Genomic DNA, 12,301 nt, shown 5'->3' with positions numbered 1-12,301 from the left:
TGACCTCTGATTAGAAATCTTTCCTCTAGTCGATGTTTTTTCACTGTGGTGTGAGTTCTGATTCGAAACGTTTCTAATCAGAGGTCAGACCCCGGTTAAAAAGCGTTGTTGTGTGATTATTGTCAAAAATGCAGTAAATTGAGCTTCTGTAATCTATCTGTAATGCGTTTTCCCTGATGATGTTCGCTGGTCCGGCCTGTCTTTGTCGCTTCGACAATGGCGCGGACGCGACAACACAACAGGGAGGTTGAAATGCAAGGTAGCAGAGTGTGGATGTGGGCGCCCGTGTGCCTGATGGTGGCCGCGCCGGCGTTTGCGGCAACGGTAACGGTCGAATACAGCGGCAAGGCGCCATTTGCGCTGGGTAGCACGGTATGGCTGCTCGGCAAGCTCGACGGCGTGGGACGCAGCATGGAATTTTCCGTCAATGGCGTCCCGGGCGGTAATGCCGCCGTGGGCACGGTCAATTCGCAAAACGGCAAATATGTCGCCCCAATGGTGAGGCCGGCTAATAATGCGGTCACTATTTCGGCAAAAACCTATGGACCATCGCCCGTGTCCGGATCGGTCGTGCTGACCCTGCGAAGCGCACTGGCAACCCCGACGCCAACCCCGACCCCGACACCCACTCCAACCCCGACGCCGACGCCGACCCCGACCCCAACGCCGACCCCAACCCCGCCGCCGGTACCGGACGCTGCCAAAGTCAGCGCCGTACGCTTCCTGGAGCAGGCAAGCTTCGGCGCCAGCCCGGCCGAGGTCACCCAGCTGCAAACCCTCGGCCCAAACGCTTGGCTGACCCAGCAGTTTGCCACCCCGGCCAGCCCGATGCCGGTCGCCACCAGCCTCAAGCAATTGGCCAGCAACTGGTACCGCAACATGGCCACCGGCAAGGACCAGCTGCGCCAGCGCATGATCTTCGCGCTGTCGCAAATTTTCGTCGTGTCGGCCGACAAGAATCCCTACCCGAACGAAATGCAACCCTGGCTGATGACCTTGCAGAAGCATGCCTTCGGCAACTTCAACGACCTGTTGCGCGAGATGACCCTGAACCCGGCCATGGGCAAGTATCTGGACCTGGGCAATAGCGTGATGCCGTCGCCCAACGAGAACTATGCGCGCGAAGTGATGCAGCTGTTTACCATCGGCACCACCATGCTGAACCAGGATGGCAGCCCCCAGCTCGACCGCAATGGCGATACCATCCCGGCCTACACCCAGGCCGACATCGGCGAATTCTCACGCGCGCTGAGCGGCTGGACCTACGCCGGCACCAGCGCTACCGGCATCAATTGGGAAAACTTCACCGGGCCCTTGCAGCCGCGCGACGCCTATCACGACAAGGGCGCCAAGACTTTGCTCAACGGTACGCATCTGACGGCCGGGCAAAACACGGTGCAGGATTACGACGCGGTGATGCAGAACCTGTTCCAGCACCCGAACTTGCCGCCGTTCATCGCCACGCGCCTGATCCGCGCCTTCGTGACGAGCAACCCGAGCCCGGCCTACGTCAAACGCGTGGCCGATGTGTTTGCCCAAGGCCCTGCCGGCCGCGGCGACCTGGCCGCCACCCTGCGCGCCGTGCTGACCGATGCCGAAGCGAATCCGGCCAACCCCGGCGCCGCTCAGGGCCAGCTCAAGGATCCGATCATGCACACGCTCGGCCTGGTGCGCGCGCTTAACGGGCAGGTGCTGGACCCGACCAATCTGTTCTGGAGTTACCACGGCGTCGCCCAGGAACTGCTCAAGTCGCCAAGCGTGTTCAATTTCTACTCGCCGATGACTCGCCTGCCGGGTTCGCCGGCTCTGTACGGGCCGGAATTCCAGATCTATGCGCCGAGCCTGGCGGTGCTGCGCGCCAACCTGACCTACGACCTGATCGCCGGCAACCTGAACAGCATGGTGAAGATCGATATCACGCCGTACGTGAACGTGGCGGGCGATCCGGCCAAGCTGATCAATCTGGTGGACGCGAACCTGCTGTCCGGCCGCATGCGCGCGGCGACCCGCACCCAGCTCGGCCTGGCGATCCAGGCTATCAGCGATCCGCGCCAGCGCGCGATCACGGCGCTGTATCTGAGCGCGGTTTCCGATTTCGCCGTGCACCTGTAAGCGGCCTACTTCATACAAAGGATTCAAGATGGATACACTTTCGACCTCGCGCCGGGGCTTCCTGCGCGGTAGCGCCCAAGCCAGCCTGCTGGGCACCCTGTCGGGCATGGGTTTGCTGGGCGCGGCCGCGCCGGCCCGGGCCGCCGTTACAGATTACAAGGCGCTCGTGTGCCTGTACATGTTCGGCGGCAACGACGGCAATAATATGATCGTGCCGCTCGATCCGGCCCACTACGCCAAGTATTCCGCTGCGCGCAGCGCGGCCGGGCTGGCCTTGTCGACCTCGGCCAAGACCTTGCTGGCGCCGCGCACGGCCACCCTGCGGGCCGTGCCCGATGCACTGTCGCAATCGTTCGGCTTTCACTATGGCATGCCGGAAATCGACGCGCTGTTCGGCCAGGGCGAAGTAGCGGCTGTGCTCAACGTCGGCAGTTTGCGCCAGCCGCTGACCAAGGCGCAGTACGTGGCCGGCACAGCGATTCCGTCGCAACTGTTTTCGCATCCCGACCAAACCTTGCAGAACCAGGCCGGCACCCCGGCCGGCGCCGGCACGGGCTGGGGCGGGCGCTTGCTCGATGTCCTCGGTAGCACGGGCCGGCTCGACGCGGTGTCGGTGGGCGCGGGCGGCCTGTTCGTCGAAGGCGCCAGCGTGCATGGCAACCGCTTGCCGGAGTCCGGGGAACTGAGCCTGGCCGGCATGAACTTCTGGCCCCAGACCGAAGCCGATACGCGGCGCGACGCCTTGCGCCAGATTCTGGCGAGCGAGAATCCGAACCTGATGGCCAACGCTGCCAACAAGGCACTGCTGCAGGGGATGGACTTGGTGACCGATCTGTCCAAGGCGAATGCGGCTACGCCATTGAATACGGTGTTCCCGGGCTTTGCGCTGGCCACCCAACTGCACACGGTGGCGCAGCTGATTCGCCAGCGCGCCGCGCAGGGTCCGGGGCGGCAGGTGTTTTTCGTGTCGATCGGCGGCTTCGATACGCACGGCGGGCAGGCCTACCAGCAGTGGGATGTGCTGCGCCAGGTGTCGCAATCGGTGGCCGCGTTTCAGCAGGCGCTTGCCGAGATCGGCCACAAGCAGGACGTGACGACGTTCACCATGTCGGACTTCGGGCGCACGCTCTCGGCCAATTCGGGCGGCACCGATCATGCGTGGGGCAACCACCATCTGGTGATCGGGGCGGCGGTCAAGGGCGGCGTGTACGGCAAATTCCCCGACTTTACCCTGGGCGGACCGGATGACGCGACCGGACGGGGTGTGTGGATCCCGCAGTTCTCGAACCAGCAGGTGGGCGCGACCTTGGGCCGGTGGTTCGGGGCCGATCCGGAGATGCTAGCCAGTCAGGTCTTCAAGAACGAGTTGGCCAAATTCGCGGTCAGCGATCTGGGGTTCATGGGCTGATCACAGGACTGGCTCTGTCTTTGCCGCGCGGATGTTCGCGCGGTTTTTTTCGTTCAGCTCAGCCCTGCGAACGGCTGTCGGGCAGGTCGGCGAAATCGTCGCAGCGGGACAGCCCCTGCATCACCCGCAACAGCGCGTCGGGCGGACGCACCAGCTTGCGCGATGTGAGGTCGAGCCAGCCGACCGTGGAGTTGACCCGCGCCGCCAGGGTCCCTTTGCGAAAGAACTCGTTGCGGATGATCATGCGGCTGCCATCGTCGGACAGGCCGGCCAGCGCCATCGTCACGCCGACTTCGTCGAGCAGGTGGAACTCGCGGAAGTAGGTCACTTCGTCCTTCATCACCACCGGGCCGATTTTCAGGCGCATGAACTCGGCCATGGGAAAGCCATGGTCGGCGAAGAACATCATGCGCACATCGGCTGATTTGTCCAGGTAGGCGGTGTTGCGCATGTGGGCATTGAAGTCCATGTCGCCCCATCCGGCGACCAGCGTTTTTTCGTACATGCGATGCTCCTTGTGTGAGTCAGTATTTCAGGGCCGGCCGCGCCGCTTGCGTCCCGGACGCACCGAACGCGCCGGGCAATCGCGCGACTTCGGCTTCCTTGCCGGGGCCAGTTTCGACGGGCCAATAGTGCGTGCTTGATCATAAAGGAATTCCTTTGGTGACGTTGGCGGGCATGCGGGTGCAGGTGACCAGTACGCAGGGTTTCGGCACGCCGGCGCCGGACCTGGCGATCATCCCGGCGCCGTTCGTTCGCCGGCCTGGTTGCGCGCTTCGACCGTAGCGCGTGCCCATCCCGATCGACGCTGCTGACTGGTCAGGGCGAGCAGCACCAGCGTCGAACGGATCGTGGGGATGCATGGCTACGCCGACGGCGTGACCTTGCGCACCTTGCTGCGGCGGCGCTTGGGGGAGGGGATACGGGAACTGCGCGCCGCCTGAGCGCCGGCGCGCTGAAGAAAAGCCCCGGCGTGGCCGGGGAGGCATCCTTTACCAGCTCGCCTGGAAGGAGTTGACGTTGAACTTCGGGTTGCCGGTGATGGTGCGCGTGTCGACAAACTCGAACGAACCCATTTGAATGCGCTGCAGCTGCGAGATCGTCTCCGGATTCCAGCTCGCATTTGGCTCGCCGGTCAGGAAGCTGTTGCTGCCGATATCGGCCACGTACACGCCGTAGCGCTTCATGGCCGTTGCCAGCGCGCGCGCCTGGGTAGTCCAGTTGGCGGGAATCGTGAAGTCGCTTTTCAGGCGCAGCACGGCGCCGAACGGGATACCGTTGCTGGTCGCACCGCCCGCGGCGTGGGTGGCCGGCCACACGAAGCGCTTGTCGAGCACCCGGTCGGCGAAGGTGATGCGCAGGGCGTGACGCACGTCGCCGGCGGACGCTTCATCGGCGCGCATCAGCAGCGGCAGGATCGGCAGGCCGGCGGCGTCGGCCGAGGTCCAGGTTCTCGGGCGCATCTGGTTCGACTTGAGGTTCCACGCGGCGGTCGAATAGGCGTGCCACTGGCCGTTGACCTTGTAGGTGAAGTAGCTCTCCCACAGGCGGCAGGCGTTCTTTTCGACGGCCAGCACGTGACGGTCGCCGCACTGCTGCGGATCGTTACAGTTGCCGTATTCGGCCTTGACCACGTTATCGTTCGGGTAGGGGAAGCGCTGGCCCGCGGTTGGCAAGGTGCTGCAGCCGCGCGTGAGCGTGTGGGCGGCGTCGGGCGCGGCGCAGTCGCTTTCGTCCGGCACGCCGTCACCGTTGCCGGAGTTGGGATCGGTGATGGCGAAGGAGACGCGCGGCCAGCTGGTGGTGCTGGCGTCGACCACGTTGTATGGAATGCCGTAATAGGACGCATAGTCGGCCTGGTTGACGTTGCGGCCGAAGTCCATGTGCAGCGCGCGCGAGTTGCCGACGCTGTTGATCCAGGCGTTGCTGCTGGCGTGGGCGGGGAAGCGCACCAGGTCGTCGATGCGGGTGTTGAAGACGGCGCTGGCGGGGAACATGTCGCAGCCCGCGATGGATGGGCCGCCGGCCGGCGTTGGCGTTGGCGTAGGTGTCGGCGTTGGCGTTGGCGTAGGTGTCGGCGTGGTGCTGGTGCGGAAGGTCAGCATGGTGCTTGCCGATGCCGATGGATCGCTGCGGTAGGTGGCCGTGACGGTCACCGCGTTGTTCGGCGGCGTTGCCAGCGGGGCGAGGTATTCGCCGTTCTGGGAATTGATGGTGCCGACCGTGGCGTTACCGCCCGGGATGCCGTTGACCGAAAAGGCCATCGGCTTGCCGACGCCATCGAGCTTGCCGACGAACCAGACCTTGCCGCCGAGAGGGAACGGGTTGCTGCCATTGTGCTCGATGGTGACCGTGGACGCGAAGCCGGGTGCGGCCAGCAGCATGCTGCATAGACCGCCCCAGGCGAGTGTGTGAGGAAATTGCATGGATTCTCCAGTTGAAAAGTAAAGGTACAACGTACTCGTGCCCACTCTCGCCATTGCGGCTACTATCCTTGTCGTTTCTGCCAATGGCAGGAACGACGATAGCTGGTAACGGAGGCAGGAACGACGAGGACGCGCCCACGATAGTTCAAGCACCATTACACATCGATTACCGATACCCATTTCGTTGTTGTTTTGGCACGCGACTTGACTGCCTGTACAGATCAGGGCAAGGCTGCGATACTGGCGCGCTAGTCCCTTTCGGCGGTTTGCTTATGTCTTCGTTGCGCTTGTCGCTGGCAGCTTTCCTGCTTTGCCTTCTGTGTCCCGTCGCATGGGCGGCGGCACCGGACCAGCTGCGCTTCGAGCAGCTCAATCCCGCCCTCGGTTTGCCGCAATCGACAGTCACCGCCATGCTGCAGGACCGCGACGGCTTCATGTGGTTCGCCGGACAGGGGGGCCTGACCCGCTACGACGGCTACCGTTTTCTCACCTTCCGCCACGACCCGGCCGACCCGGCCAGCATTTCCGACAATTCGGTGCAGGCGCTGCACGAGGACCGCTCCGGCCAGCTGTGGGTCGGCACGCGCAACGGCCTGCAGCGCTTCAATCCGCGCAGCGAAAACTTCAGCGCTTACCCGCCGCGCGACGGCAAAGCCGATTATCTCGACGTGCGCGCCATCGCCAGCGATGGCAAGGGCATCCTGTGGATCACCACGCGTACGGGGCTGGTGCGCCTTGACGGCATCACCGGCCAGCTTGCAACCGAGCGTCACGATCCGTCCAATCCGCACTCGCTGGGCGCGGACGATGTCACGGGCCTGGCGTTCGACGCCGCCGGCGGCCTGTGGATCGGCACCCAGCAAGGCGTCGACTATCTGGCGCCGGGCACGCGCCGCTTCACGCACTTCCGCATCGACGACAGCGCGGCGGATGCGCTCAAGCGCAACGCGGTACGCTCGCTGGCCATCGACCGTGCCGGTACCCTGTGGGTCGGCACGGCAATCGGACTGGAGGCATGGCGGATCGCGGACGGCGCTCCCGCCACGCGGCGCCGCTTCGGCAGCGCCGATGGCATCAACCCGGGCGCCGTCACCGCCCTGTTCGAGGATAGTCATGGAACCCTGTGCGCAGGGACCCAGACCGATGGCCTGAAACGCTGGGACGCCGGCGCCGGGCGCTTTACTTCCTTCGTCCACCAGAGCGGCAACCCGGCCAGCCTGGCCGACAACTACGTCGCCAGCCTGTTCGAAGACCGCGCCGGCATCCTGTGGGCCGGCACCTGGTTCGGCGGCGCCAGCCGGGTCGACCTGAACGCGGGCGGCTTTCGCCATGTGCTGTCCGGCGCTTTGAGCAACAACAAGATCAGTGCCATCCTCGGCGACGGCCCGCGCTCGCTGTGGCTGGCCACCTATGGCGGCGGCATCAACCGCTACGATCTGCAAAGCGGCCAGACCACCGTGTACCGTCACGATGCGCGCGCGCCGCATAGCCTGAACGACGACCTGACCACCGCGCTGGGGCGCGACCGGCAGGGGCAGTTATGGGTCGGTACCCGCAACGGTGGCCTGAGCCGCTTCGATCCGGCCAGCGGGCGCTTTACGCCGCGCGCGTTCGCCACCGGCGACGCCTTGAGCGACTTCATTCAGGCGATCGTGCCGGACCGCACCGGCATGCTGTGGATCGCCTCGCGCGGCGGCCTGCACCGGCTCGACCCGCGCACCAACCAAGCCACGACCTTCCGCCACGACGCCGCCAGCGAGGCCAGTCTGTCCGATAACTTCATCTGGGCGATCCTGGAAGACACACGCGGGCGCCTGTGGGTGGGAACCTCGAACGGACTTGACCTGTTCGATCAGGCCAGCGGGCGCTTTCGCCATGCGCGCCACGAGAGCGCCAATCCGGCCAGCCTGATTCACAATCGCGTCTCCTTCCTGCACGAAGCGGCCGACGGCGCGCTGTGGGTCGGCACCGGCGGTGGCCTGAGCCGGCTGGTGGCGGACCGCGGCGGCAAGCTGCAGTTCAAGTCGTATGCCTTGCGGGAAGGGTTGGCCAATCCGGCCGTGGACGGGATTCTGGAAGACGAACGTGGCCATCTGTGGGTCAGCAACGATGGCGGCATCGCCGATTTCGATCCGCGCAAGGAGACCTTCCGCAACTACACAAGCCGCGACGGCATGGCCGAAGGCGACTATTTCGTCGGGGCGGCATGGCGCCAGCCGGACGGCACCATGTTCTTCGGCAGCTTCAATAGCGGTTTCACCATGTTCCACCCGCGCGAGGTGCGCGGCAACGAGCGTGCGCCGCCGGTGGTGATTACCGATATCCAGATCTATAACCAGTCGGTGCGCAGCGGGCCGGCACCAAACGGCTTCGCGCTCGACGCGCCCATCCAGCGCGCGCGCCAGGTGGTGCTGTCGCACGCGCTATCAGTGTTTTCGTTCGAGTTCGCGGCCCTGCATTTCGCCGACCCCCAGCGCAACCAGTACGCCTATCAGCTTGAGGGCGTGGACCGCTCGTGGGTGGCGACCGATGCCGGCAAGCGCTTTGCCACCTACACCAATCTCGATCCGGGCAATTACGTTTTCCGGGTCAAGGCCAGCAATAAGGACGGCGTATGGAACGATGCCGGCGTGGCGCTGGCGATTACGATCACGCCGCCGTTCTGGAAAACCTGGTGGTTCCGGCTGGCGGCGGGCCTGTGCGTGCTGACCTGCGTCTACGCGGTGCACCGCATCCGCGTGCGCGTGCTGCTGGGGCAGAAACGCGAGCTGGCGCGCCAGGTGGCGGCATCGCTGGAGGGTTTGCAGAACGCGCAGCAGCAGTTGGTGCTGCATGAAAAAATGGCGTCGCTCGGCACTTTGAGCGCTGGTATCGCGCACGAGATCAATAATCCCGGCAATTTCGCCCACGCCGGTGCGCAGGTGCTGGCGACGGAGCTGGAGCGCTTCCGCGCGTTCCTGCTGGCGCTGGCCGGCGCCGATGCCGATGCCGCGGTGATCGATAGCCTGAACGGCCGCATCGATGCGCTGGTTCGCCAGTGTGCGACCATCCTGGAAGGCACCTCGCGCATCCGCGACCTGGTGCGCGACCTTGGCACGTTCGCGCGGCCCGACGAAGGGGCGATGACGACGGCACCCATCGGCCCCAATCTGCTGGCGACCGTGCACCTGGTGCGCACCCTGTATGCCAGCGTGGCCAATATCGGCTGCGTGCTGGAGGCCGACCCGCCGCTGGCATGCTGGCCGGCGCAGCTGAACCAGGTGTTCATGAACCTGATCGTCAACGCCTGCCACGCCATTGAAGACAAGCAGCGGCGCAGCGGCGACTTCGCACCGGGGATGCTGGCGATCAGCAGCCGGACCGACGGAGCGTGGCTGTACCTCGATTTCGAGGACAGCGGCAGCGGCATCGACCCGGCCGTCATCGACCATATCTACGAGCCGTTTTTTACCACCAAACCGACCGGGCATGGCACCGGCCTTGGCTTGTCGATTTCGTTCGGCATCGTGGAACGCCACGGCGGCAGCCTGACGGTGCGTTCAAAGCCGGGGCAGGGCAGCCGCTTTACGGTCAGGCTGCCGCTGCCCGCGTGAGGCAGGCGCTTACTGCGCGCGCAGCAGGTAGGGCGAGAGCGTCATCGTGGCATTGTTGGCGGCGCCGCGGTAGTTGTCGTAGGTGCGCCCGCGTTCGATGGTGTAGAACGAATCGACGTAGTCGTCGTCGTTGCTGAACCAGCCGGAAGGCATGGCTTGCAGGATCGCCGTGGCGACCTGGCCGATCACCGCGTAGGAAGGCGCGAACACGCCGAGGATCGCGCTGACGCTTTGCGACAGGGCCACGGCCAGGTCCTTGTAGTTGGTGTTGTCGTCATGCTCGAACAACTGGATGTTGGCCGCGCCGTAGCGGTAGCTGCTCCAGAAAACCATGATCTGGTTCGGCGTGTAAGCGGTATTGGCGTAGTCGAGGTAGGGCATGTCGACCACGCTCAGTTCAGCCTTGGCCTGGTCGGGCTGCACGCCCGAGACGACGGCGAAGATTTCGGCGGCGCCGGAGATCCAGGGTTCCTGGCTGTTGGCGAGGGTGATGCGGTCCAGGCGGGTGGTGTCGACATCGCCCGTTGCGAGGCTTGAGGCGGTCTTCGCTGCGAGCTTGGGCGGGGCCGATTGCAGGCCCGCGTCGCGCAGGGCGCGGTTCACGTAGGCCATCCCGGCGCGCATGTCTTCGCGCGCGTTGATGCCGACGATCAGAACCGGGGTGGCGGGCGGCGTGCGCGCGTCGAGCAACTGCACCTGGCCCAGATGGTCGAAGGCTTCGACGTCGCTCCACTCGGAGCGTTTGCCGGCCGGCGCGTAGGCCACCAGCAGCTTGCTCATGTCGGGCCGCGCGGCTGTCTCAAGGCCCCGTGGCGTGTACAGGCGCACTTCGAGCAGGTTCTTGGCATCGCGCGCGACGGCCTTGTGTTCGCGCACGCGCTGGTCGAGAAAGCGCAGCTTGTCGGCGCTGGCCTTGGTCTGCGCGTCCGGCTGGCGCACGTCGTCGAGCAGGGTGCCCAGCATGACGGCTTTGGCATCGCCGGCAAGGCGCCTGTCGAGCGCTTTAACGAACTGCGGATCGTCCAGCATGCGCGCCACGTTCCATGCGCTGTAGCGCTTGGCCTGGTCGACCAGGGTGGTCTGGCCGCCGCGCGGTTCCGAGTATTCCGCGCTCAAGCGGTCGGCCGCGATGGCGGACGCACTGGCGCCGCCCGCCAACGCGATGGTGAGTAATGCTTTTTGAATAAACTGCATGCCTGCTCTCCGTTTCCTGTTGTTGAAGGGGATGTGTTGTAAATACAGCACCATCAACATTAGCATTGGGCGCGCAGGCTTGCGCGAAGTTTTTTCTGTCTGTATTTGATCCGTAAGCTCAGGCGGCCGAATCGAAACAAATCACCACCTTCAGGCCCGGTCCCGGGGAGGCGCTGGTCAGGGTGACGTCGGCGCGGTGCTGGGCCGCGACCTCGCGCACGATCGACAAGCCCAGGCCCGTGCCCCCAGGGTTGGTTTCGAGCGCGCCCGACGAGCGGTAGAACGGGGTGAGTACTTTCTCTCGTTCGTCGTCGGCGATGCCGCAGCCGCTGTCCTCGACGTCGAGCAGCACCCTGGCGCCGTCCACCCTGACCCGCAGCGCCACCTTGCCGCCGGCCGGCGTGTAGCGGATGGCGTTGTCGACCAGGTTGGTCACCAGTTCATGCAGCATGAGTTCGTGGCCGGCGACCAGTGTCTTATCGGCGTCGGCGGCATCGAGCGACAGGTCGATCTGCTTCTGCACGGCGGGCAGCGCCATCTCCAGCCCGACCTGGCGCACGATGGCGGTGAGCGAGACCGGCGCCATGCCGGCTCCCGCACTGCCATGTTCGACGCGCGCCAAGGTGAGCAGACGGTTGGCCAGGTGGACGGTGGCGTCGGTGGTGGTGGCGATCGAGCGGACGATCTCGCGCATGGCGGCAGGATCGTTTTCACGCAGTGCCAGTTCGGCCTGGGTCTTGAGCACGGTGAGCGGAGTGCGCAACTGGTGCGAGGCGTCGGCGATGAAGCGGCGCTGGCTGGCGATCAGGTTGTGCATGCGCGACATGGTGCCGTTCATGGCGGCCACCAGCGGGCGTACCTCCTTGTGCACGAGCGCCTGGTCGACGTCGGACAGGTCATTCAGGGCGCGGTTTTCGACTTCGATTTTAAGCCGCATCAGGGGCCGCAGCACCAGGCGCACCGCAAACCACACCAGCGAGGCGACCGCCAGCACCATCACGGCCTGGCGCAGGAGCGTGTCGACCAGGATCTTGCGCGACAGGCCGCGCCGCGCGTCGAGCGTTTCGCCGACCTGGATCAGGGCGATGCCGCGCATCGAATCGTCGTACACCGGCTGCAGCAGGGCGGCGATGCGTACCGGCTCGCCGTTGTAGTCGGCGTGGTAGAAGCGCACCAGCGCCGGATAGGCTTCCGAGCGCGGCACGTTGGCCGGCACCGGCGGCAGGTCGTCGAAGCCGGACACGGTTTCGCCATCGATGCCGCTCACTTTGTAGTAGATGCGGCCCAGGGTATCGGTCTCGAAGCTGTCGAGGGCGACGTAGGGCACGTCGGCCACCACCTTGCCGTCCTTGATGGCGACCCGCTCGGCCAGCGCGCGGGTGGAGGCCAGCAAGGAGCGGTCGTAGGCCAGGTCGGCCGCGTCGAGGGCGTTGTCGTACACCGATACCGCGTTCAGGGCGACCAGCAGCACCAGGGGAATGAGGAGCCAGCGCAGCAGCTGGCTGCGCAGGCTGCCCAGGGGCGCGGCGCCGATCTTGCCGCGCACGGTGGCGTACAGCGCGGCCACG

At 65.4% G+C, this 12,301-nt stretch carries 7 protein-coding genes; 3 read left to right on the top strand and 4 right to left on the bottom strand.

The window, feature by feature from the left end:
• Positions 1-252 precede the first annotated feature (252 nt).
• Entirely contained in the window at positions 253-2,112 is a 1,860-nt protein-coding gene (locus IV454_RS31810; RefSeq protein WP_206089546.1) for a DUF1800 domain-containing protein, read from the top strand.
• 28 nt (positions 2,113-2,140) lie between these two features.
• Positions 2,141-3,520, top strand: coding sequence for a DUF1501 domain-containing protein (locus IV454_RS31805; RefSeq protein ID WP_206089545.1), 1,380 nt, complete (start codon positions 2,141-2,143; stop codon positions 3,518-3,520).
• 58 nt (positions 3,521-3,578) lie between these two features.
• Here the strand turns inward: IV454_RS31805 and IV454_RS31800 are convergent, their stop codons facing one another.
• Together IV454_RS31800 and IV454_RS31795 are read right to left on the bottom strand one after the other, a co-directional pair.
• Positions 3,579-4,025, bottom strand: coding sequence for an acyl-CoA thioesterase (locus tag IV454_RS31800; RefSeq protein WP_206089544.1), 447 nt, complete (start codon positions 4,023-4,025; stop codon positions 3,579-3,581).
• Positions 4,026-4,512: 487 nt separating this feature from the next.
• Entirely contained in the window at positions 4,513-5,946 is a 1,434-nt protein-coding gene (locus tag IV454_RS31795) for a hypothetical protein (RefSeq protein WP_206089543.1), read from the bottom strand.
• A gap of 272 nt (positions 5,947-6,218) precedes the next feature.
• Here IV454_RS31795 and IV454_RS31790 point away from each other — a divergent pair, with 272 nt between their 5' ends.
• Complete coding sequence (locus IV454_RS31790; RefSeq protein ID WP_206089542.1) at positions 6,219-9,539, top strand: two-component regulator propeller domain-containing protein; 3,321 nt, start codon at positions 6,219-6,221, stop codon at positions 9,537-9,539.
• 9 nt (positions 9,540-9,548) lie between these two features.
• Here IV454_RS31790 and IV454_RS31785 read toward each other — a convergent pair whose 3' ends face one another.
• Complete coding sequence (locus IV454_RS31785; RefSeq protein WP_206089541.1) at positions 9,549-10,733, bottom strand: DUF3103 family protein; 1,185 nt, start codon at positions 10,731-10,733, stop codon at positions 9,549-9,551.
• A gap of 118 nt (positions 10,734-10,851) precedes the next feature.
• On the bottom strand, positions 10,852-12,300 hold the full coding sequence (locus IV454_RS31780; protein WP_054263916.1) for a sensor histidine kinase: 1,449 nt from the start codon (positions 12,298-12,300) through the stop codon (positions 10,852-10,854).
• Between the last annotated feature and the right edge of the window lies 1 nt (position 12,301).

This window comes from Massilia antarctica (genome assembly GCF_015689335.1).
Taxonomy (GTDB): Bacteria; Pseudomonadota; Gammaproteobacteria; order Burkholderiales; family Burkholderiaceae_D; genus Telluria_A; species Telluria_A antarctica.
Note: the sequence above shows the minus strand (reverse complement) of the source record. Positions and strands in the feature narration are given on the sequence as shown.

Coding starts and splice junctions, on each gene's coding strand:
- IV454_RS31795 (WP_206089543.1), bottom strand. CDS start 5,946: ATGCAATTTCCTCACACACTCGCCTGGGGCGGTCTATGCAGCATGCTG.
- IV454_RS31810 (WP_206089546.1), top strand. CDS start 253: ATGCAAGGTAGCAGAGTGTGGATGTGGGCGCCCGTGTGCCTGATGGTG.
- IV454_RS31805 (WP_206089545.1), top strand. CDS start 2,141: ATGGATACACTTTCGACCTCGCGCCGGGGCTTCCTGCGCGGTAGCGCC.
- IV454_RS31785 (WP_206089541.1), bottom strand. CDS start 10,733: ATGCAGTTTATTCAAAAAGCATTACTCACCATCGCGTTGGCGGGCGGC.
- IV454_RS31790 (WP_206089542.1), top strand. CDS start 6,219: ATGTCTTCGTTGCGCTTGTCGCTGGCAGCTTTCCTGCTTTGCCTTCTG.
- IV454_RS31800 (WP_206089544.1), bottom strand. CDS start 4,025: ATGTACGAAAAAACGCTGGTCGCCGGATGGGGCGACATGGACTTCAAT.